The sequence below is a fragment of the Arthrobacter sp. NPDC058097 genome, assembly GCF_042884885.1.
In the GTDB taxonomy this organism is placed as follows: domain Bacteria; phylum Actinomycetota; class Actinomycetes; order Actinomycetales; family Micrococcaceae; genus Arthrobacter.
The window spans coordinates 40,345-60,938 of sequence record NZ_JBHVSZ010000002.1 but is presented as its reverse complement, the minus strand read 5'-3'; the positions used below and the strand labels follow the sequence as shown (position 1 = coordinate 60,938).

The window sequence follows — 20,594 nt, the reverse complement described above, 5'->3', positions numbered from 1 at the left end:
GGTAGTTTGGTTGGCATGCTTAGTGGATTTAAGAAGTTCATTCTCAAGGGAAATGTCATCGACCTGGCCGTGGCGGTGGTCATTGGATCGGCGTTCAGCGCGGTGGTGGATGCGCTGGTCAAGAGTGTCCTGATGCCGCTGATCTCGGTGCTGGTCGGAGAGCCGAACTTTGATAATTTCCTGGCGTTCGGTGACGTCCGGTTCGGCGTGCTGCTCACCGCGGTGGTCAACTTCCTGCTGGTTGCCTCGGCACTCTACTTCGTCATCGTCGCCCCGATGAACAAACTTATCGAGCACCGCAACCGCAAGCTGGGCATCGGACAGGACGCCAAGAAGGAGGCGGCCGAGGATCCGCAGATCGCCCTGCTGAAGGAAATCCGCGACGCCCTGCAGAACCAGAACCAGCCGGCCAAGTAGGGCCGGCACCCAACCCAACCGGCAGCAAAAAAGCAGCCCGCCTCCGACTGACCAGTTCGGTCAGGGAGGCGGGCTGCTTTTTGCGTTGCGTTGCGGGCGCGAAAACTTAGTCGCCGACGAGTGCCAGCGCCAGCCGGGTCTTCACAACCTGGGCGAGGCGTTCGGCAATGACCTGGGCGGTCTGCTGGTCGCCGGCCTCCACCATGACGCGCACAACGGGCTCCGTGCCGGACGGACGCAGGAGCACGCGGCCCGTGTCGCCGAGTTCGGCTTCGGCGGCCTTGACTGCTGCGGCCAGGGTCTCGTCCCCGCCGACCCGGCTGCGGTCCACATCCTTCACGTTGATGAGGACCTGGGGCAGCTTGGTCATGATGGTGGCGAGATCCTTGAGCTGGCGGCCGGTCAGGGCCACCTGTGCTGCCAGCTGCAGGCCGGTCAGAACGCCGTCGCCAGTGGTGGCGTAGTCGGCGAGGATCACGTGACCGGACTGTTCGCCGCCGAGGTTGTAGCCGCCGTCGCGCATTTGTTCGAGAACGTAGCGGTCCCCCACGCCCGTCTCACGGATGGCGATGCCGGCGTCGCGGAGGGCGATCTTGAGGCCGAGGTTGCTCATGACGGTGGCAACGAGGACGTTGTCCGCCAGCTTGCCGGCCTTCTTGAGGGCGACGGCGAGGATCGCCATGATCTGGTCGCCGTCCACCTCGTTGCCCTCGTGGTCCACGGCAAGGCAGCGGTCGGCGTCGCCGTCGTGGGCAATGCCGAGGTCGGCGCCGTGCTCCACCACGGCCGCCTTGAGCGGGCCGAGGTGGGTGGAGCCCACACCTTCGTTGATGTTCAGGCCGTCCGGCTCGGCGCCGATGACAACTACGTCAGCGCCGGCGTCCTTGAAGACCTGGGGGGAACAGCCGCTGGCGGCGCCGTGCGCGCAGTCGAGGACTACCTTGAGTCCGTTGAGGTTGTGCGGGAGGGTTCCCAGGAGATGGACGATGTAACGGTCCTCGGCGTCGGAGAAGCGCTGGATGCGGCCCACCTCGCCGCCCACCGGGCGGAAGGGCTCCTTGCCCATCTGGGCCTCGATGGCGTCCTCCACCTCGTCGGGGAGCTTCTGGCCGCCACGGGCGAAGAATTTGATCCCGTTGTCGGGGGCCGGGTTGTGCGAGGCGGAGATCATGACGCCGAAGTCGGCGTTGAGGTCTGCCACGAGGTAGGCGGCGGCGGGAGTGGGCAGGACGCCGGCGTCGTATACGTCGATCCCGGAGCTGGAAAGCCCGGCTTCCACGGCTGCGGCGATGAATTCGCCGCTGGCGCGGGGATCCCTCGCCACCACGGCACGCGGCCGTGCACCTTCGCTGGTGCGTTCATGGCCGAGCACGACGGCGGCGGCCTGGGCCAGCTGCAATGCGAGCTCGGCAGTCAGCAGGCCATTCGCCAGGCCACGGACACCGTCTGTTCCAAATAATGTAGACATCGGGTCCAAGTTTAGACGATTCAGGTGCCCGTCCCTGCCGTGAACGCGCTCCACCGGGCGTCCGAGAAGGGCGTTGCGGACGTTTCCCCTGCTCATCGGCATGGCCTGCGCTGTAACCCGGGTTAACGGCAGAAGCCCGCTCCGCCAAATGGCGGAACGGGCTTCTGAAGTCCAGGATGAGGCCGCAACAGCGGCCACATCCCGGGGGTAAGCGCGATTTAGCGCTTGGAGTACTGCTGAGCCTTGCGTGCCTTCTTGAGACCGGCCTTCTTACGCTCGATGACGCGGGCGTCACGGGTGAGGTAGCCGGCCTTCTTCAGGGTGGCGCGGTTGTTCTCGACGTCGATCTCGTTCAGCGAACGGGCGATGCCGAGGCGCAGTGCACCGGCCTGGCCGGAGGGGCCACCGCCGTGGATGCGGGCGATGACGTCGTAGGCGCCTTCGAGATCGAGGATCTTGAAGGGCTCGTTGACGTCCTGCTGGTGCAGCTTGTTCGGGAAGTAGTTGTCCAGCTCGCGGCCGTTGATGGTCCACTTGCCGGAGCCCGGCACAACGCGAACGCGTGCAACGGCTTCCTTGCGGCGGCCAACAGCTGCGCCGGCAACGGTCAGTGCCGGGCGCTCCTTCTTCGGAGCAGCTTCGGTAGCGCCGCTTTCCGAGGTGTAGCTGGTCAGGTTTTCCTCAGCCTCAACGGCTTCGGTGGTCAGTTCATCGTTCTGAGCCACGGTTCTCCTTGTAGATAAAAGTGTTGGTGGCCAGGACTACTGGGCGACCTGGGTGATTTCGAAAGTCTTGGGCTGCTGGGCTGCGTGGGGGTGCTCGGCGCCACGGTAGACCTTCAGCTTGCTCAGCTGCTGGGCAGCGAGGGAGTTCTTGGGGAGCATGCCCTTGATGGCCTTCTCAACGGCGCGGACCGGGTTGGACTCCAGCAGTTCCGCGTAGTTGACGGAGGTCAGGCCGCCCGGGAAACCGGAGTGGCGGTATGCGCGCTTCTGCTCCAGCTTGGCGCCGGTGAGGGCAACCTTTTCAGCGTTGATGATGATGACGAAGTCGCCCATGTCCATGTGGGACGCAAAGGTCGGCTTGTGCTTTCCGCGCAGCAGTGTTGCGGTCTGGCTGGCAAGACGACCCAGGACAACGTCGGTGGCGTCAATGACGTGCCACTGGCGGTTGATATCGCCGGGCTTCGGGGTGTACGTACGCACGGTGTTTGCCTCGTTCTTGTTCTGGCGTTCTTGTTTTAGGCGTCACGCGGGGTGCGCCTACTATCTATGCGCGACCGGAACAGAGGTGAGGGCTCTATGGACCAGTTATCCCCTAGTCCCGAATATGCCCGTCGGGTAGCGATCCTGCAACTGGATCCCCAAGCGGGCACGCATCATCGAGAAAGGACACGCACAACGACTACCAAGAATAGCGCCAACCGCAGGCCCGGGTCAAAATGGGGTATCCGGTGGCGGGGGCTTGGAGTCCTGCGCCAGCGCCGGGCCCTTCCAGCCAGGAGTCCATGTGTCGTCAGCAGGTATCGCCGCCAGCACCGGGCCGCTCGTTACAGTGCCGTTCTTTGCAGTGGCCGTAGGACTCCTTGGCATTCTACTGAGCCCGCTTGCTGAACTCCTCATCGCCCGCGCCCTCCCCCGCCTCGGCGGACTCCCGGGTTTGCGGACCAGAATTACGACGGCGGCACTCACCGGGTTGCTGTGCGGCACCCTTGCGCTTCGGCTCGGAATGGAGTGGTCCCTGCCGGCCTTTCTGCTGCTGGCCGTCCTCGGCGTGCAGCTGGCCCGCATTGACCTGGCCCATCATTTGCTGCCGAATCCCCTCGTGCTGACGCTACTTGGGGCCGGCCTGGCGCTCTTCATTCTCAGCAGCACGGCGACGGCAGACTGGGCCGAACTGCTTCGTGCGGCGGCGGGGGCCGCCATCCTGTTCGTTGTTTTCCTGATTTTGGCCCTGATTTCGCCAAACGGCATCGGCATGGGGGACGTCAAGCTCGCCGCCCCGGTGGGCCTTTACCTGGGTTACTTGGGATGGAGCCAACTGTTCTACGGCGGGGCACTCGGCTTCGTTCTGGGCGGGATTTTGTCCGTCGTTTTGATTAGGCTAAAACTCGCCAATTTGCGATCCGAAGTCGCTTTTGGCCCGTCGATGCTCGCCGCAGCTTTGGGCACTGTTTTATTGGCATCCTGAAGACCAATTTTCGTGGTGAAACGCTAAATTTCCTACGAGCACCTTGATGCTTTCTTGATGACCCAAGTAGCCGAGTGCTTGTAATTTCCTGAACCTGAGTACTCGCTTGGGGGGATTACTTATTTCCTTGGGGGGAAAGTCGGGTAGAACTACGCATTGTTGCGGACGCGGTTTCGGGTGGATTCTTTAGCTATCGAAAGCGCCAGCCCTTTCGCGGTATGGGGGAGGCTGGAATTCGATGAATTTATTCCACCGAATTTAAGGAAATTACAATGACTACTCTCATGGTCTCGGTTCTTGCATTCGTCTCCGGAATCAAGGACCGCCTGACATCAGAAAAAGGCGCCACCGCAACCGAGTACTCGCTGCTCATTGCATTCGTGGCATTCGCCATCATGGCCGGCGCCGTTGTCTTCGGCGACGCCCTCAGCGGTTGGTTCAGCAAGCTCGGGGGCGAAATCGCCACTTGGGCTGTCAAGCCGGCGTAGTCGGCTAGTCGAGCGAACGAAATAACACTCCCCATTGGTGCGCCGCGCTTGTTTGAAGCGCCGGCGCGGCGCACCACCCCATTCAGCTGTACCTACTCGCGGAGGGTCCAGTGAGACGCAGCAGTTCACACTCCACTCAGGGAGTGCGCACCCGGAAGGAACGCGGCGCAGCGGCGGTTGAGTTCGCTTTGGTCGCACCCATCCTTCTGGCGCTGGTGGCAGGCATCGTCGAGTTCTCGCACGCCTACAACCTGCAGATTTCGGTCGCCCAGGCCGCCCGGGAGGCAGCCAGGGAAATGGCCATCGAAGACGACCAAGGCGCAGCAGCGCTTGCCGCCACAGCCGGCGCGCCGGGGCTCAACGGCGCGGACTTTGAGTACGCGTTTTCCCCCGGTTCCTGCACCGCCGGCGAAAACATGACCGTCACCATCACTTACCCCGCCCCCACCCTGACCGGCATCTTCGGCAGCACTGTCACCGTTACCGGAACAGGAGCCATGCGATGCGAAGGCTAAAGCAGCGGCTGCGGGTGACCCATGCGGATACCGAACGGGGCGCCGTAGGGGTCCTAGTGGCCGTGATGATGCTGGTGATCATTGGAGCCGGCGCACTCGCCGTGGATGTGGGCCAGATTTACTCTGAAAGGGCCCAGCTCCAGAACGGCGCGGACGCAGGCGCCCTGGGCGTTGCTCAGGCCTGCCACAAGGCAGGTTGCACCCAGGCCGAGGCCGAGGCATTTGCCGCAGCCTTGGCGAATGGCAACGCCAACGACGGCGACGCCAACATCTCCGAAGTAGACCTTTCCGTACCGGACCAGGTTACGGTCCGGACCACTACCAAAAACGGCAGCAGCAGCGTGCTCGCCAAGCTGTTCTCCAGTGTTCTCGACGCACCGGCGGTGAGCGTAGGCGCCCATGCCACGGCGTCCATCGAGGTTCCGGGATCAGGCGGCGGCTTCCCGCTCGCCCTGTCCGAATGCCAGTACGACCTCAGCGACGCCGTGGAAACAGGCGTCCTCCAGCGGATCCGGTACAAGCCTGGAATGGCAGGCTGCACCTCGACGTCAGGGCATGCGATTCCAGGCGGGTTCGGCTGGCTCGACCAGAACGGCGGTCAATGCCGGGCCACCACCGATGTCGACGATAACGCCGCCTATGATCCAGGCGCGGATTACCCCAGCAAACCGGGCCAAAACTGTGATGCAGTCCTTCAGGGCTGGATCAACAGCATCCAGGCGGGTGACGAAGTTCTCGGCGTTTTCCCAGTGTTCGACAACGCCGGCAAGGACAAAGGCAAAGGCTGGTTCCACATCAGGGGCTACGCCACGTTTCAAATGGTCGGTTGGAAGTTCGGCGGTGGCTCGAGCGGCCCCCGGACCTACAACAATTCTCCCACTCCGGCTACTGCCTGCGTGGATCCTTGCCGAGGCATCATCGGCAAATTCAAGAAATTCGAGTCCATTGATGCATTCGAGGGAAATTCAGGCACCGGAGACGACCTTGGAACCGTCTACATTCGCCTCACCAACTAATTACTTAGCTAGGGGGATATCATGAAAACCCGTCTTATTGGAGGAATTGCCGCATTATTGGTGGCAATTATCGGAACTGTTCTGCTGGTCAACTACGTGCAGAATGCGGATAAGCGCGCACTGGCAGATACAGAAACCGAATCCGTATACGTGGTGGAAAAAACCATCACCGCCGGAACTGGAATCGATAAAGCCGCCGGCGCCGTCGTCCGCAAAGAAGTACCAAAGCTGGCCGTGGCAGCGGGAGCTGTGACCGACCTGAACCAGGTGGGCCAGAAGGTCGCTGCCGTGGACCTGATGCCGGGCGAGCAGCTTCTGAGCACCCGAATGGTAGACGCGGCCTCCATCCTCGGCCCGGCCCGTGTTCAGGTTCCGGTGGGCATGCAAGAGATCACCCTCAAGCTCCCCATCGAGCGCGTAGTGGGCGGAACTCTTGCGGCCGGAGACACCGTCGGCGTCTTCCTGTCGGTTGCGGACTCCGGGACTAAGTCCGGAGGGACACAGCTGACTTTCCACAAGGTTCTGGTCACCACGGCACAGTTCAGCAACGGCAGCACGGCCACGTCTCAAGAGACCACAACCGAGGAAGATTCATCCAAAGGTGCACTCGCCTCGAAGAAGTCCGCGGCGAATGGCACCTACCTCATCACCCTGGCCCGCAACTCCGCCGACGCTGAACGGATCGTCTTCGCCACTGAGTTCGGAAGCGTGTACCTCTCCAAGGAACCGGCCAACGCGGTGGAGGGTACGTCCGGCGTCGTGAACACCGGCAGGCTGTTCCGATGAGCCGCTTTATCCTCATCACCCCGAACGCCGACTTCGAACGCCGCATCCAGCTGGCTGTGTCCGGCATGCACGGTTCGCTCCGGGTATTCCAGGCGGACTACCTTCCCGAGAGCCCCCAGGACTTTCTCCGGCAGCTCGTCGGCGAGCCCCCGGAGGTCCTCATCCTCGGCCCAGGGTTGCCTGTTGACGGCTCCCTGAAACTGGCCTCAGTGATGGACCTCCAGTACCCGGAGATCAGCGTGGTGCTGGTGGTTCCCGAAACCCAGGAAGTCGTGCTCCAGGCAATGCGTTCGGGTGTGCGTGACCTGCTCGACCCAGCCGCCGATCCTGATGCCATCCGCGTCCTGCTGGAACGTGCAAGCCTCGCGGCGGCAGGCCGCCGTCGTGGTTTGCCACCTGGCGCATCCGAGCATGCTGATCACGGCGAGGGCGGGCGGGTAATCGCCGTAATGTCCCCCAAAGGCGGGGTTGGCAAGACCACGGTGGCAACCAACCTCGCCGTCGGGCTGGGCAAATCAGCTCCTATGAGCGTGGTGATCGTGGATCTGGACCTGCAGTTCGGCGATGTTGCCAGCGGATTGATGCTGGAGCCGGAACACACCATCACCGACGCCGTGGTGGGAGCGGCGAGCCAGGACTCCATGGTCCTGAAGGCGTACCTCACCGTCCACCCCGCAGGAATTTACGCCCTCTGTGCGCCGCGAAATCCAGTCGAGATGGACAGGATCTCCGGTGAACAGGTCAGCCGGCTGCTCAGCCAGTTGCGCGAGGAATTCCATTACATCGTGGTGGACACGGCACCCGGCCTGGGTGAGCACGTCCTGGCAACGCTGGAGCAGGCCACTGACGCCGTCTGGATCTGCGGAATGGACATTCCCAGCATCCGGGGGCTCAGGACGGGCTTCCAGATCCTCGCCGAACTCGGTCTCCTCCCGGAAAAACGGCACGTTGTGCTGAACATGACAGACCGCCGGGCAGGCCTCACGCTGCAGGACATCGAGGCGACCATCGGCTCCCCCGTCGATGTTGCGCTCCCCCGTTCCAAGACGCTGCCTTACTCCACCAACAAGGGAGTGCCCATCCTCCAGGACGGCAGCCGGGATTCGGCCGGCAAGGGGCTCCGCCAGCTGGTGGAGCGCTTCAAACCGAACTGGGAAGAAAGACCCCACAAGAAGCTACACAGAAGGGCGGTAGTCCAGTGAACCTCACAGACCGGTTCCAGAACCTCCGGGGCGAGCCCAAGCCCAATCCCGAGAAGCCACAGCCCGCCGACGTCTTCAAGCCCAAACAGGCTGCCACCACGCTCGGCAAGAAGCACGATGAGCAGGTGGCCGGCACGGCTGCGAGCGCCACCGCGGCTTTGGAGATGCCAGCCGTGGCATCCGTTGCCAGCGAGGCACTCAATGCCCTGAAGGAACGGGCCACCCAGACGCTCTACGAGCGGCTGGGTTCCCGGCTCACCGACTCCTCCCTTGAAGACGAGGAACTGCACCAGTTTGTCCGCGATGAACTGAAGATCGTCGTCGACGAGGAGCAGGTTCCGCTGTCGGGCCCCGAGCGCCTGCGGCTCATCAAGGACATCATCGACGACGTCCTGGGCCACGGCCCCATCCAGCGGTTCCTCGACGACCCCTCCATCACCGAGGTCATGGTGAACCGGTACGACCAGGTCTACGTGGAGCGCCAGGGACGGATCCTCCCCACGGACACGAAGTTCAGCTCCGATGACGCGCTGCGCCGGGTGATCGACCGCATCGTATCCAAGGTGGGCCGCAGGATCGACGAATCCTCCCCGCTGGTGGACGCCCGGCTCGCGGACGGCTCGCGCGTCAACGCCATCATCCCGCCGCTGGCCGTCAACGGGCCGGCGCTAACCATCCGAAAGTTCGGCCGGGAGGCGCTGACAGTCCATGATCTGGTTTCCCTGGGCAGCCTTTCCCCCGAAATGGCGGAACTCCTGCACGCTTGCGTCAGGGCCCGGATGAACATCATCGTTTCCGGCGGCACTGGCACCGGAAAGACCACCCTCCTGAACGTGCTGTCGGGGTTTATCCCTGCCGAGGACAGGATCGTAACCATCGAGGACGCCGTCGAACTGCAGCTCCAGCAGGAGCACGTCATCCGGCTCGAAAGCCGCCCGCAGAACATCGAGGGCAGAGGTGAGGTTTCCATCCGGGACCTGGTCCGGAACTCCCTCCGCATGCGGCCGGACAGGATTGTGGTGGGCGAGGTCCGCGGCGGCGAATGCCTCGACATGCTGCAGGCCATGAATACCGGCCACGACGGTTCCATCTCCACTGTCCATGCCAACTCGCCACGGGACGCCATTGCGCGCCTCGAGACGCTGGTGCTGATGGCAGGCATGGACATTCCGCTCCGCGCCGTTCGCGAACAGCTCGCCTCGGCCGTCAACCTGGTGGTGCACATCACGAGGATGCGTGACGGTTCCCGTCGGGTCACGCACATCACCGAGGTGCAGGGAATGGAGGGCGACATCGTGACACTCCAGGACGCCTTTGTCTTCGACTACTCAGCAGGCATGGACGCCAACGGCCGCTTCCTCGGGAAACCGGTGCCCACGGGCGTTCGGCCACGGTTCACCGAGCGGTTCGCCGAACTCGGCATCGAGATCTCGCCGGCCGTGTTCGGAGCCTCACTCATCGGCGTAGCGCCGCCAAGGGGGCGGTGACAGTGCCAGGTGACTCCGGCGTTTTCATGCTGGCGCTGGTACTTCTGTACCTCGCTATCTTCCTGGTCTTCGGCGTGGCCCTCAGACCGAACTCGGGCCTTCCTATGTCGCGGCGCCGGCCGGACGTCCCCGTTGGCCCCTCGTCCCTGACCAAGCTCACCGACCAGGCCGTGGGTGTTCTCAACAAGGGCCTCAAAAAGCGTGGGTCGGGATTGCTGACTCAGGACCGGCTGGACGAATGCGGGCTCAAAAAGGAGCCGGGCGACTACTTGATCATGGCCGGGGTGATCACACTGACGGCCTGCGTCGTCGGGTTCTTCCTTGGCGGCTTCTTCGCCGCCGTCCTCCTGACTCTTATGGCCCCGCTGGGACTGCACCTGCTGCTCAATGCCTTGGCTGCGCGCCGCCGTCGGCAGTTTGACCAGCAGGTGCCGGACACCCTGCAGATGTTTTCGGGCGGCCTACGGGCCGGCCACAGCCTGCTCCGCGCGGTGGACGCAGCCGGGCAGGAAAGCCAGCCCCCGATGTCCGAGGAGCTGGGGAGGATCGTCAACGAGACCCGGATCGGCCGGGATCTCGGCGAATCCCTGGCGGAGGTGGCCAGACGGACCCGGAGCGAGGACTTCCTCTCCATCGCGCAGGCCATCGAGATCCACCGTGAGGTGGGCGGTGACCTTGCGGAGGTGCTGGACCACCTGGGCGACACCGTCCGGGACCGCAACCAGGTGCGGGGCCAGATCCGGGCCCTGAGCGCTGAAGGCCGGATGTCAGCGATCGTCCTCATGGCCTTGCCCGTGGTGATGTTCATCGGACTGACGCTCTTCAACGAGATGTACTCCCGGACCTTCACCAGCACGCTGCCCGGTTACCTCATGATCGCCGCGGCAGTAGTGCTGCTCACCGTGGGCGGCTTCTGGCTTAGCCGGATCATCAAACCAAAGTTCTAGGAAGAAGGTGGTCATCATGCAGCCTGTGGCTTATGCGGCGATCCTTGCAGTGATCGCGCCCGTGACCGTCATGACCTGGTTCGTCATCACCGGCGACCGGGCGGGGCTCCGAAACATCCAGGCGAACCTCGGCCGGGTCTCCAAGACCAAGGGCCAGTCGCTTAGTGTTCACGAGAAGCTCGTACTCGCCAGCCAGCGGATCATGCCGAAGGGCTACGCCGCGTGGCTGGACCGGCAACTCGCGGGCGCGGGCCGGCCAAAGGACTGGCCGCTGGCTCGTCTCATCATGGTCAAGCCGCTGCTCGCCTTTGCGGGCGCAGCGGTCGGGTACCTGTTTTTCACCGGTAGCCCGTCGGCCCAGCGTTTCCTCATCATGGTGGGGATCACGGCACTCTGCTATTTCACCCCGGACCTACTGGTGCGCAACCGCGCGCAAAAGCGGCGGGAGGCCATTCGGCTGGAGCTGCCGGTCGCCCTGGATCACATGCTCATCTCAGTCCAGGCAGGCCTCGGATTCGAGGCGGCAATGGGACGCGCCGGCACCAACGGCCATGGACCCATGGCAGAGGAACTGATCCGAACGCTCCAGGACATTCAGGTGGGCCGGTCCCGGAAGGACGCCTACCTCGCCATGGCGGAACGGGTTGATGTGCCGGACGTCCGCAGCTTCATCCGCGCCGTTGTCCAGGCGGACGCATACGGCGTTGCCATCGCCGGCGTCCTGAAGACCCAGGCCGAGGACATGCGGATCAAGCGGAAGCAGCGGGCCGAGGAGCACGCTATGAAGATGCCGGTGAAGATGCTCTTCCCACTGATCTTCTTCATCCTCCCCGCGCTGTTCATCGTGGTCCTCGGGCCGACGGTGATGAGCATCATTTCGCTGTTCGCTGGGTAGGTTTTCGCTGCAAAAGGACCCTTCGGCTCGCTGAGCCGAGGGGTCCTTGTGCTGTGGTTTACGCTGCGAAAACGCTTCAAGGTTCAAGGTTTGCGCAAGGCAAGCGCAGGAAATGCGCAGTCCGGTAAAGGTTGGCTCAGGAGTCTGCAAAGAACCTACTTGAGGCGAATTTCTGTTGCTAACTTTTTTTCAGAGCTGGTGAAGGACCAGCTTTCCAACACTCGCTCAGGAGTTCAAAATGTTTGCTTTCTTCTCTAACACCGCAGCCAACATCCGTCGTGGCGAAAAGGGTGCCACCGCAGTTGAATACGGCATCATGGTTGCTCTCATCGCCGTCGTTGTCATCGCCGCCGTCACCCTGCTTGGAGGTGGAATGAAGGACGCGTTTACGCAGGTTCAGTGCTCCATCAACGGTAAGACCTTTACGGCGGTGGCCGCCGGTGCAGCTGCGGGAACCGCCACCTGCGCCTAAAGTTCAGGGTCTGACTGCAATTTAGCCAATAGGTGTCCGTTATGTGGCGGTGGCTGCAACTGCCACCGCCACATCGCGTATCTGACTACTCCCACGAAGGAAGGCAATTGCATGTCGAGGTCGGCAGAGCGCGGAGCGGCTGCAGTCGAGTTCGCGCTCTTGGCCCCTGTGCTGATCATGCTGCTTCTAGGCATCATGGAATTTGGACGCGCCTATAACGTGCAGATTTCCCTTACAAATGCCGCTCGTGAATCCGTCCGGTCTATGACAATCAGCGACAGTACTACGACTCTTAGCGAAAAGAAGGCCGCCGCACTTGCCGCGGCCAACAAGGCGATTACTTTTGGAGCCACGCTTACGACGTCAAATATTGAGTTCAATCCAGCAAGTTGCAGTGTGGCGGCCGGCACAGCACCACCACAAATGCAAGTGACCATCCGCTACACGCTTTCCACTATGACTGGGATCGCAGGCCCATTCACCATGACAGGAAAAGGAACAATGCTATGCGGGGGCTGAGGGCGCCAGGCAACGACGAGCAAGGAGGCGTTGCCGTCATAGTCGCCATAGCAATGGTCGCACTTCTTGGATTCGCCGCCATTTCCATTGATGTCGCCCGGCTCTACTCCGAACGGTCACAGCTCCAAAATGGCTCCGATGCAGCAGCTCTAATGATTGCTCAAAAGTGTGCTAAGTCTTTGACCGATCCTCAGTGCTCGCCAACTTCCACGGATGCTGCGGCCTTGGCCAACAAGAATGCGTTGGACAGTCTTAGCAACATCAAGTCCATCGTTCTCGACAAGACAACCCGCAAGGTCAGTGTCACTGCCAGTGCACAGGAAAGCGGCAAAGCACCAAATGTCGTCACGTCATTATTTGCGCGAGTATTCGGCATCTCGAGCACAACTGTTTCGGCGCAATCCCGGGTCGAATGGGGCACGCCTTCCAAAGGGATAGTCGCCGTTCCCCTGGCCATTGCTGCATGCAAGTTCAACTTGACCGCGGGCACATCGGTTGCGCCAGAGCAGGTTATCGACATGGGCGTGGGTTGTGGCTCCGTTCCCGGTGGTTTCGGATGGATCAACGACGCAGACACCCAATGCAGCGTGAGCATTTCAGCAGGCCAGTCGAGTGATTCCGGCATCTGGTTCACGAGCGACACGGGAGCAAGCGCGCCGACAGTTTGTACGGCTTCAAATCTCTCCAAAATGAACGACCAGACTGTCCTCTTCCCGCTCTATGATGTCGCGACAGGGACTGGCTCAAGCGGCAAATACTACGTCAAAGGCTTTGCAGCCTTTCACGTCACTGGTTACCACTTCGCCACGGTCAGTTGGTCATTGAGTGGCAGCGCGCCAAATAACAAGGCTATCCGCGGCTATTTCGTGAAATTTGTGTCCCTGAATCAAACCCTTGAACTCGGCAGCTCCCCGGATTATGGGACAGCCGTCGTCCGCCTCACCAATGGAGCAACCTAGTCATGAAGTCCCGACTCATCGCCGGAATCGCCGCTGTGGTACTTGCCATCGTTGGGGCCATGCTCGTAGTGTCGTACGCCCAAGGGGCCGACCAGCGCGCTGTAAAGGATCTGGAGCCTGTGAGCGTCCTCGTAGTCAAAACGGCCATCCCCGCCGGCACGCCGGTTGAGTCCATGGCCGCTTCGCTCGTGACCAAGCAGTTGCCAGCAGCGGCCGTCACGGGATCATCGTTAAAGTCGCTGGATGGCTCCAAGGGAAAAGTCGCCGCGGTGGAATTGGTTCCCGGCGAGCAACTGGTTTCCGAGCGGCTGGTAGCGCCGGAGGACGTCAAGGCTGCAGGCTCCGTTAACATCCCGGCCGGGCTTCAGGAGGTCACCTTCCAACTCGAGCCCGACCGCGTTGTGGGAGGAAGGTTGGCACCAGGCGATCATGTGGGCGTCTTCGTCAATCTCGGTAAGGGTGGGCTGGAGGGCAAGCCTGACGCTGAAACAACCAAGCTGACAGTTCAAAAGGCACTCGTCACGGCCGTTCAGCGTGCTCCACAGACCGCAGCCGCTGCTCAGCCCGCACCTGGCGCCAGTGCAGACCCAAACGCTGCGGATCCCCAGGACACTACCCTCCCCACTGGATCCCTCATGCTGACAGTCGCGGTCAGCGATTCAGACGCGGCCAAGATTGTATTTGCTGCGGAATACGCCAAGATCTGGCTGACCAAGGAACCACTCAATGCCAAGGACAGCGGTCCCCGGATCATTCAGCGAAGTGAGGTGTACAAGTGAGCCGTTTCGTCCTCATCACTCCCAACGCGGACTTTGACGGCCGCCTGCGCCAGGCCGTGGCCGGCGGCCTCCAGGGCGGCGTTCAAACTTTCTTCACCAACGTCGTTCCTGCGGGCCCGTACGATCTGTTGGCCCAGCTAAACCAGGAGCAGCCCGAGGTCCTAATCCTTGGCCCTGACCTCCCAATCGAAGACGCACTGCGCTTGGCCACAGTGCTCGACGTGCAGGTTCCGAATCTCATGGTCCTTCTGGCAAGCGAACCGGATCCGGCACTGATTCTGCCGGCCATGCGGGCCGGCGTGCGGGACGTCCTCAGCCCTTCGGCTGAACCTAATCAGCTGCGGGTGCTGCTGGAGCGTGCCTGCCAGTCCTTTGCTAATCGGCATCGAGGGGATCAGCAGGGCTCCGTTGAAAACCAGAAAGGCGCCGTCATCGGCGTTTTCTCCCCCAAGGGCGGGGTGGGCAAGACCACCGTTGCCACCAACTTGGCTATTGGGCTGGGCCAACTGGCTCCCATGAGCGTTGTCCTCGTAGACCTGGACCTGCAGTTCGGCGACGTCGCATCTGGCCTGTACTTGAATCCGGAAACCACTGTCACCGATGCTGTTTCGCCAGCCGCCAGTCAAGACACCCTAGTGCTCAAGACCTTCCTCACCGTTCACCCAGCCGGCATCTATGCTTTGTGCGCACCCGCCAGTCCCGTCGAAGCTGACTTCATTACGCCTGAGCAGATCACGCGATTGCTCGAGCAACTGGCGGACGAGTTCCAATACGTCGTCGTGGACACGGCACCCGGCCTACCGGAAGTTGGGCTGGCCGCCATGGAGATGTGCACTGACCTGGTGTGGGTCAGCGGCATGGACATACCCAGTGTCCGCGGGCTTCGTTCAGGAATGGAAGTCCTGAAGCAGCTGGATATTCTGCCTGAAGGCCGCCATGTGGTCTTGAACATGGCTGATCCGAAGTGCGGCCTTACCGTACAGGACATCGAGTCCACCATCGGTGTGCCCGTAGATGTTAGCGTCCCCCGTTCGCGGACTGTGACGTTATCCACCAACCGGGGCACACCCGTCCTGCTGGATGCCAAGAAGGATCCCGCGGCCAAGGGCCTCAGCCAGCTCGTGGAACGTGTGAGCTCGAACAGCCGTGCCAACGGGCCGAGGAGCAGCCACCGGCGGGTGCTGGTCTAAATGAAACTTTCCGAACGCATCCAGGTCGCGCAGTTGAAGACCGAGGTTCCGGTCGCCCCGTTGTACGTCCCGGACGCCCCGATACATGTTCCGGCTGCCCCGGCGCATGCTCCGGCTGCTACCCTCCACGTAGCGCCCGCTCCGGCCCACATGCTCTCTGAGTCTGCGCTGATGCACGATGTCCCGGTCCTGGCCCCGGTTTCGAGCGCCACATCGATGCCAGCTGCACCTACGCAGGGTGCTGAGCCTATTTTCCTGACACGGGCAGCACGGCGGGCAGCAGAAGCAGTTGCCCAGGCATCCAAGCAGGAGGTTCAGGCTGAACCCTCGATTGCCACCGCACCGGTTCGCGAAGCCATAGCGGAGAAGGTCGACGCGGCCAGCCCCACTCCCTCGGCGCACTCTCTAAGCCGGCGGCAGGCGGCGCAGGCGCAGGCGGCTCAGCAGACTGGCAACGCCCAGACTGAACCGCCTAAGACGAAGACCCGGCAGCCGGTGGACGTTTTTGCCGCTATGAAGCAGCGCGCTGCGACCGCCCTGTTTGAACGCATGGGGGCACGCTTCAACGACTCATCGCTCACCGAACAGGAGCTTCGCCGGACCGCGCGCGAAGAGCTCATGCGGATCATCGATACCGAGCAGGTACCGCTGACCGCGGACGAGCGAACTCGTCTGGTGGCAGATGTGGCGGACGACGTGCTCGGCTACGGCCCGCTCCAGCGGCTTCTTGACGATCCGGCCGTCACGGAAATCATGGTGAACCGGATGGACCAGATTTATGTGGAGCGCAAGGGAACCCTTACGCTGACCGACTCCCGTTTCAGTTCGGAGGAACACCTGCGGAAGGTCATCGAGCGTATCGTTTCGAAGGTGGGCCGACGCATCGATGAATCGTCGCCGCTGGTTGACGCGCGTTTGGAAGACGGATCCCGCGTCAATGCTGTGATCCCGCCGCTCGCGGTCGGCGGTTCATCTCTGACTATCCGTAAGTTCAGCAAAGTACCGCTGACCGTCCAGAACCTGATCGACTTCGGAACTCTCACACCTGAAATGGCCGAGCTCCTCAACGCCTGCGTGAAAGCCAAGCTCAACATTATCGTTTCAGGCGGTACGGGCACCGGTAAGACCACGCTGCTGAACGTCTTGTCCTCGTTCCTTCCGACAGATGAGCGCATTGTGACCATCGAGGACGCAGTGGAGCTCCAGATCCAGCAGGAGCATGTGGTCCGGCTGGAAAGCCGCCCGCCAAATACCGAAGGCAAAGGCGAGGTCACCATCCGCGACCTGCTCCGCAACTCACTGCGTATGCGTCCGGACAGGATTGTGGTGGGCGAGGTCCGTGGCGGCGAATCCCTGGACATGCTTCAGGCGATGAACACCGGTCATGATGGCTCTCTGTCGACGGTGCACTCCAACTCGCCGCGTGACGCCATTGCCCGTCTGGAGACGCTGGTCCTCATGGCGGGAATGGACTTGCCACTGCGCGCCATCCGTGAGCAGATCGCCTCGGCCGTGAACCTCATCGTCCAGATCTCGCGTCTTCGGGATGGTTCCCGGCGCATCACCCACGTGACGGAAGTGCAGGGCATGGAGGGCGACATCGTCACCCTCCAGGACGCTTTCGTCTTCGACTATTCGGCCGGGGTCGACCAGCATGGAAAGTTCCGTGGCAAGCCCGTTCCCACCGGCATCCGTCCCCGCTTCATAGACCGCTTTGAAGACCTCGGAATTCACGTTTCAGCGGGTGTCTTCGGCGCACCCCCAATAAACCCCGAAAGGCGCTGACCATGATCGTCACACTAGGTGTTGTCCTCGTGGTGGCCTCGGTGGTGCTGGGCGGAGTGGCAGTGTTGATCCCGCGAACCCCAACTGTGCCACTTGAGAGGCGACGCCCCTACCGTAGCGAAGCCGAATCCCAGCTCACTCGCCTCGCCGGCAATGCTGTTCAGTCCGTCGACCGCGTCCTTGCCAAGAGGAACGTCCGCTACTTCAACCGGGAAAGTCTGGAGAACGCCGGTCTCCGGCTCAGCCAGGCAGAGTTCATCCTGCTGATCATGGTGGGAGCCTTCGTCGGTGCCCTTATCGGTCTTGTCGTCGCCGGACCGCTGCTGGCAATCCTGCTGGTCATCGCAGCACCGTTCGTGGGACACCTCGTATTGGGCTTCTTGGCTGGCAAGAGGCGGGCCAAGTTTGACGAACAGTTGGGCGACACGCTTCAGCTGCTGTCCGGCAGCCTTCGGGCTGGCCACAGCATCCTGCGTGCCATCGACGCTGCCGCCAACGAGTCCCAGGCTCCGACGTCGGAAGAAATGCGCCGTGTCGTCTCCGAGACCAGTCTGGGACGCGACCTGCTCGTGTGCCTCAACGACACTGCTGACCGCATGAAGAACGAAGACTTCATCTGGATTTCCCAGGCCATCCAAATCAACCGTGAGGTGGGTGGAAACCTTGCAGAGGTACTCGACCAAGTGGGTGAGACCATTCGCGAGCGCAGCGAAATCAAGGGGCACATTAGGTCCCTGGCAGCCGAAGGCAAATTCTCCGCCTACATTCTCATGGCGCTTCCAGTCGGTATCGTTGCCATGCTCATGCTGGTCAGCCCGGGTTACATGGACAAGATGGTCACTAACCCGCTGGGTTGGATCATGATAGTTGCCGCCATTGTCATGATGACGATCGGTGGTCTGTGGATGCGCAAGATCATCGACCTTAAGTTCTGAGCCGGCCATGAACCCCATGATCATTATTGCGTTGCTGCTGATCTCCCTGCCCCTGGCCTATCTGGCCTGGTCCTTCCTATCCATTGACCGGAAGGGTCTGGCAAAAACCCGCACGCTCCTCTCGAGGGGCCTCCAGCGGGCCGAAGTAGAGAATAAGTCCAAGAGCGGACTAATTGAGAATATCGGCTACCGCCTCACTCCTCCCGGGTACGTGCACAAGCTCGACAGGTTGCTTGCATTAGCCGGCCGCCCCACCTCCATGCCGCTCGAACGTGTGCTGGCCGCCAAGCCCGCGCTAGGCCTAGTGGGGGGCTTGGTCGGGATGTGGTTAAGTTCCATTGGAACGACGCCAATCATCAAACTGGTGGGCATCTTCGTCCTATTCTTGGGCTACTTCGTCCCGGACCTGATGCTCTATAGCAAGGGCCAGGAGCGGCAGAAGGCAATGCAGCTGGAGCTTGCTAACACGCTGGATCAGATGCTCATTTCGGTAGAGGCTGGCCTCGGATTTGAAGGTGCCATGGCACGGGCTGGCGAAAACGGCAAGGGCCCCTTGGCCGACGAACTGGTACGTACACTGCAGGACATGCAGGTGGGCCGAAGCCGTCGCGAGTCATATCTGGCGCTGGCAGAACGCACGAACCTGCCCGAACTGCGCAGCTTCGTCCAAGCGGTTGTGCAGGCAGACACCTATGGCATCGCAATCAGCCGGGTCCTCCGCGTCCAGGCCAAGGTAATGCGCGTGAAGCGCCGCCAGCGCGCCGAGGAGAAAGCAATGAAACTTCCGGTCACCATTCTGTTCCCCTTGCTGCTGTTCATCTTCCCGGTCCTTTTTATCGCCATCCTTGGCCCGGCCGTCATCAACACCATCGAGTCCTTCGCCAACCAGTAAACTGCAAGCTTCCGCAGGGTTAACCCCAACACAAGGTACCCGCAGGGTTTCCACAGGATCCAAGCTCAATCAGGGTTTTCCCAACCTCAGAAAGTAGCCTTAAGTCATGTCCATTTCAGGTTCCGGAACAGCCGACAGCAGCGCCAGCGGCGTCTGCCTCCCGGCGTCTGGTCACCCTGATGGCGTGGCTCACAACGAATCGGAGAGTGCCACTTTGCCCGTCCTGGACCTAGACGTACTTCACGAGCTTGAAGAAGACATGGGCAACACCGGTGTGGCCCATAACTTCGCCAGGGACTACATCAGGATCTGGGACAAGCGCCGGACCTACCTTGAGGCATCGGTCGAGCACGACGACGCCGAGGCTGCAATGGACGCCGTCCTCAGCCTGAAGAACTCCGCCTTGATGGTGGGTGCCGCACGGCTGGCCAAACTGGCCGTGGACCTGGAAAAGCTCGTCAAGCGCGGCGACCTGTTAGCAGCGCGTCAGTTGCTTCCCTGCGTGGCGCTGACCGGCGAAGAGACCGTCAGCGGCCTGAAACTGGGTTACCTCCCGCCGGAGGCCTGAGCAAGCCTCCGGCAACTAGCCGCAGCCCGCCGTCGACCGGAAAACAGCCCTACTCCGCCCGCTTAGGCGCCAGCCGATACCCCACTCCGCGCACCGTCACCAGCCACCGCGGGTCCTGCGGGTCCTCCCGAAGCTTGCGGCGCAGGTTGCCGATGTGGACCTCGACGGCCCGCTCGTCGGCCTCGCTGATGTAGGTGTCCTCGCCGTAGTACTCGCCCCGCACCACGCGCACCAAATCGGCCCGGGTGCGCACCGCACCCGTTCCCCTCAGCAGTTCGTGCAGCAGGTCGAATTCGCTCCGAGTCAGCCCCAGAGGCGTGCCGCGGAGTGCCACCGTCCGCGTCTCGGTGTCGAGTGCCAGCCCGTTGTGCTGCAGCACGCTCCCCCGGCGCGAAGCGGCAGCGGAGGCGGCACCGGAAGTGGAACCGGCCCCGGACTCCGCTGCAGTAGAAGCGGGGGCCTCCCCGCCGGCAACCCGGGGCCGGCGCAGCATGGCCGAGATGCGGGCCCGCAGTTCGCGCGGCCGGAAGGGCTTGACGATGTAATCGTCGGCGCCGCCCTGAAGCGCGGTGATGGTGTCCAGCTCTTCATCCCGGCCGGTGAGCATCACGATGTAGGCATCGCTGAACTGCCGAATGCGGCGAAGAACTTCGAAACCGTCAATGTCCGGCAGACCGACGTCGAGCGTTATTACATTTGCCTGGCGCTGCCTGGCCACATCAACACCGTCGCGGCCGGTCCCGGCCGAGTGCACCTCAAAACCAGCCTGCTGCAATACCGCGTCGAGGAGATTCCGGACATCAACGTCATCCTCGATAACCACGGCAACACCAAGATCGCCCACCACTACCTCATATCCAGGTAAAACCACCGCACAGCCCAGCGCAATGCGGTAAGCGTTACCAGATTACCTACGCTACAACGTAGAAGTGTCCAAAGAGCCAAATTTGGCCATATCTTTTAGACGCACGCCCGTCAGTACTGCCGTACCCTCCAAATACCCAACAATAGGCGTGCATAATGGGCTTCATGTGTGCGTTTAACGACGAGTGGCCCTGGAATTCGGAAGTGCAGGCGAGTACCG

23 protein-coding genes are annotated in these 20,594 nt (G+C 62.1%); 19 read left to right on the top strand and 4 right to left on the bottom strand.

Annotated elements, in window-relative coordinates; genetic code table 11:
• The first annotated feature begins 15 nt into the window (after positions 1–15).
• On the top strand, positions 16–417 hold the full coding sequence (mscL, locus tag ACFVTE_RS04220; protein WP_387097287.1) for a large conductance mechanosensitive channel protein MscL: 402 nt from the start codon (positions 16–18) through the stop codon (positions 415–417).
• Positions 418–523: 106 nt separating this feature from the next.
• Here the strand turns inward: mscL and glmM are convergent, their stop codons facing one another.
• The 3 genes from glmM to rplM all read right to left on the bottom strand — a co-directional run bounded on the left by glmM (position 524) and on the right by rplM (position 3,090).
• Entirely contained in the window at positions 524–1,885 is a 1,362-nt protein-coding gene (gene glmM / locus ACFVTE_RS04215) for a phosphoglucosamine mutase (RefSeq protein WP_387097284.1), read from the bottom strand.
• Between the two features lie 218 nt (positions 1,886–2,103).
• Complete coding sequence (rpsI, locus tag ACFVTE_RS04210) at positions 2,104–2,610, bottom strand: 30S ribosomal protein S9 (RefSeq protein WP_102973654.1); 507 nt, start codon at positions 2,608–2,610, stop codon at positions 2,104–2,106.
• A 36-nt stretch (positions 2,611–2,646) separates the two neighbouring features.
• Positions 2,647–3,090, bottom strand: coding sequence for a 50S ribosomal protein L13 (gene rplM, locus ACFVTE_RS04205; RefSeq protein ID WP_306924832.1), 444 nt, complete (start codon positions 3,088–3,090; stop codon positions 2,647–2,649).
• A gap of 523 nt (positions 3,091–3,613) precedes the next feature.
• Between rplM and ACFVTE_RS04200 the strand changes: the two genes are divergently transcribed.
• From ACFVTE_RS04200 to ACFVTE_RS04115, 18 genes are all read left to right on the top strand, one after another.
• Complete coding sequence (locus tag ACFVTE_RS04200; RefSeq protein WP_387097279.1) at positions 3,614–4,075, top strand: prepilin peptidase; 462 nt, start codon at positions 3,614–3,616, stop codon at positions 4,073–4,075.
• Positions 4,076–4,347: 272 nt separating this feature from the next.
• Positions 4,348–4,563 (top strand): Flp family type IVb pilin, encoded by a 216-nt coding sequence (locus ACFVTE_RS04195; RefSeq protein WP_387097276.1) that lies wholly within the window; start codon positions 4,348–4,350, stop codon positions 4,561–4,563.
• 143 nt (positions 4,564–4,706) lie between these two features.
• Positions 4,707–5,078, top strand: coding sequence for a TadE/TadG family type IV pilus assembly protein (locus tag ACFVTE_RS04190; RefSeq protein WP_387097273.1), 372 nt, complete (start codon positions 4,707–4,709; stop codon positions 5,076–5,078).
• On the top strand, positions 5,066–6,094 hold the full coding sequence (locus tag ACFVTE_RS04185; protein WP_387097270.1) for a pilus assembly protein TadG-related protein: 1,029 nt from the start codon (positions 5,066–5,068) through the stop codon (positions 6,092–6,094). Before ACFVTE_RS04190 ends, ACFVTE_RS04185 begins: the two co-directional genes overlap by 13 nt.
• A gap of 21 nt (positions 6,095–6,115) precedes the next feature.
• On the top strand, positions 6,116–6,880 hold the full coding sequence (locus ACFVTE_RS04180) for a Flp pilus assembly protein CpaB (RefSeq protein ID WP_387097267.1): 765 nt from the start codon (positions 6,116–6,118) through the stop codon (positions 6,878–6,880).
• The gene (locus ACFVTE_RS04175; protein WP_387097265.1) at positions 6,877–8,082 is read left to right on the top strand and encodes a CpaE family protein; all 1,206 of its coding nucleotides are present in this window, start codon (positions 6,877–6,879) and stop codon (positions 8,080–8,082) included. Before ACFVTE_RS04180 ends, ACFVTE_RS04175 begins: the two co-directional genes overlap by 4 nt.
• Positions 8,079–9,569: a CpaF family protein gene (locus ACFVTE_RS04170; RefSeq protein ID WP_387097262.1), complete on the top strand. Its 1,491-nt coding sequence runs from the start codon at positions 8,079–8,081 to the stop codon at positions 9,567–9,569. The genes ACFVTE_RS04175 and ACFVTE_RS04170 overlap by 4 nt, the downstream gene beginning before the upstream one ends.
• A 2-nt stretch (positions 9,570–9,571) precedes the next feature.
• Positions 9,572–10,516: a type II secretion system F family protein gene (locus ACFVTE_RS04165; protein WP_387097259.1), complete on the top strand. Its 945-nt coding sequence runs from the start codon at positions 9,572–9,574 to the stop codon at positions 10,514–10,516.
• Between the two features lie 16 nt (positions 10,517–10,532).
• Positions 10,533–11,411: a type II secretion system F family protein gene (locus ACFVTE_RS04160; RefSeq protein ID WP_387097257.1), complete on the top strand. Its 879-nt coding sequence runs from the start codon at positions 10,533–10,535 to the stop codon at positions 11,409–11,411.
• 238 nt (positions 11,412–11,649) lie between these two features.
• Positions 11,650–11,883 (top strand): Flp family type IVb pilin, encoded by a 234-nt coding sequence (locus ACFVTE_RS04155; protein ID WP_387097254.1) that lies wholly within the window; start codon positions 11,650–11,652, stop codon positions 11,881–11,883.
• A 111-nt stretch (positions 11,884–11,994) separates the two neighbouring features.
• Positions 11,995–12,402: a TadE family protein gene (locus ACFVTE_RS04150; RefSeq protein ID WP_387097251.1), complete on the top strand. Its 408-nt coding sequence runs from the start codon at positions 11,995–11,997 to the stop codon at positions 12,400–12,402.
• A complete protein-coding gene (locus tag ACFVTE_RS04145; protein ID WP_387097248.1) occupies positions 12,390–13,361 on the top strand; it encodes a pilus assembly protein TadG-related protein in 972 nt (323 codons plus the stop codon). The genes ACFVTE_RS04150 and ACFVTE_RS04145 overlap by 13 nt, the downstream gene beginning before the upstream one ends.
• 35 nt (positions 13,362–13,396) lie before the next feature.
• Complete coding sequence (locus tag ACFVTE_RS04140) at positions 13,397–14,140, top strand: Flp pilus assembly protein CpaB (RefSeq protein ID WP_387097245.1); 744 nt, start codon at positions 13,397–13,399, stop codon at positions 14,138–14,140.
• Complete coding sequence (locus tag ACFVTE_RS04135; protein WP_387097241.1) at positions 14,137–15,330, top strand: CpaE family protein; 1,194 nt, start codon at positions 14,137–14,139, stop codon at positions 15,328–15,330. Before ACFVTE_RS04140 ends, ACFVTE_RS04135 begins: the two co-directional genes overlap by 4 nt.
• A 513-nt stretch (positions 15,331–15,843) precedes the next feature.
• Complete coding sequence (locus ACFVTE_RS04130; RefSeq protein ID WP_387098318.1) at positions 15,844–17,115, top strand: CpaF family protein; 1,272 nt, start codon at positions 15,844–15,846, stop codon at positions 17,113–17,115.
• A 2-nt stretch (positions 17,116–17,117) separates the two neighbouring features.
• Positions 17,118–18,050 carry a type II secretion system F family protein gene (locus tag ACFVTE_RS04125; RefSeq protein WP_387097238.1) on the top strand — a complete coding sequence of 311 codons (933 nt, stop codon included), beginning with the start codon at positions 17,118–17,120 and terminating at the stop codon, positions 18,048–18,050.
• A 7-nt stretch (positions 18,051–18,057) separates the two neighbouring features.
• Positions 18,058–18,942 (top strand): type II secretion system F family protein, encoded by an 885-nt coding sequence (locus ACFVTE_RS04120; RefSeq protein WP_387097235.1) that lies wholly within the window; start codon positions 18,058–18,060, stop codon positions 18,940–18,942.
• Between the two features lie 184 nt (positions 18,943–19,126).
• Complete coding sequence (locus tag ACFVTE_RS04115) at positions 19,127–19,510, top strand: Hpt domain-containing protein (protein ID WP_387097232.1); 384 nt, start codon at positions 19,127–19,129, stop codon at positions 19,508–19,510.
• 49 nt (positions 19,511–19,559) lie between these two features.
• On the opposite strand, the gene ACFVTE_RS04110 is transcribed toward ACFVTE_RS04115, so the two are convergent.
• Positions 19,560–20,354: a response regulator transcription factor gene (locus ACFVTE_RS04110; protein ID WP_387098316.1), complete on the bottom strand. Its 795-nt coding sequence runs from the start codon at positions 20,352–20,354 to the stop codon at positions 19,560–19,562.
• Positions 20,355–20,594: the final 240 nt, after the last annotated feature.

What these genes read in the sequence shown, in the direction of transcription:
- ACFVTE_RS04185 (WP_387097270.1), top strand. Translation starts at nt 5,066, where the DNA reads ATGCGAAGGCTAAAGCAGCGGCTGCGGGTGACCCATGCGGATACCGAA.
- ACFVTE_RS04130 (WP_387098318.1), top strand. Translation starts at nt 15,844, where the DNA reads ATGAAGCAGCGCGCTGCGACCGCCCTGTTTGAACGCATGGGGGCACGC.
- ACFVTE_RS04145 (WP_387097248.1), top strand. Translation starts at nt 12,390, where the DNA reads ATGCGGGGGCTGAGGGCGCCAGGCAACGACGAGCAAGGAGGCGTTGCC.
- ACFVTE_RS04120 (WP_387097235.1), top strand. Translation starts at nt 18,058, where the DNA reads ATGAACCCCATGATCATTATTGCGTTGCTGCTGATCTCCCTGCCCCTG.
- ACFVTE_RS04175 (WP_387097265.1), top strand. Translation starts at nt 6,877, where the DNA reads ATGAGCCGCTTTATCCTCATCACCCCGAACGCCGACTTCGAACGCCGC.
- ACFVTE_RS04125 (WP_387097238.1), top strand. Translation starts at nt 17,118, where the DNA reads ATGATCGTCACACTAGGTGTTGTCCTCGTGGTGGCCTCGGTGGTGCTG.
- glmM (WP_387097284.1), bottom strand. Translation starts at nt 1,885, where the DNA reads ATGTCTACATTATTTGGAACAGACGGTGTCCGTGGCCTGGCGAATGGC.
- ACFVTE_RS04160 (WP_387097257.1), top strand. Translation starts at nt 10,533, where the DNA reads ATGCAGCCTGTGGCTTATGCGGCGATCCTTGCAGTGATCGCGCCCGTG.
- ACFVTE_RS04150 (WP_387097251.1), top strand. Translation starts at nt 11,995, where the DNA reads ATGTCGAGGTCGGCAGAGCGCGGAGCGGCTGCAGTCGAGTTCGCGCTC.
- ACFVTE_RS04195 (WP_387097276.1), top strand. Translation starts at nt 4,348, where the DNA reads ATGACTACTCTCATGGTCTCGGTTCTTGCATTCGTCTCCGGAATCAAG.
- ACFVTE_RS04200 (WP_387097279.1), top strand. Translation starts at nt 3,614, where the DNA reads ATGGAGTGGTCCCTGCCGGCCTTTCTGCTGCTGGCCGTCCTCGGCGTG.
- mscL (WP_387097287.1), top strand. Translation starts at nt 16, where the DNA reads ATGCTTAGTGGATTTAAGAAGTTCATTCTCAAGGGAAATGTCATCGAC.
- ACFVTE_RS04155 (WP_387097254.1), top strand. Translation starts at nt 11,650, where the DNA reads ATGTTTGCTTTCTTCTCTAACACCGCAGCCAACATCCGTCGTGGCGAA.
- ACFVTE_RS04180 (WP_387097267.1), top strand. Translation starts at nt 6,116, where the DNA reads ATGAAAACCCGTCTTATTGGAGGAATTGCCGCATTATTGGTGGCAATT.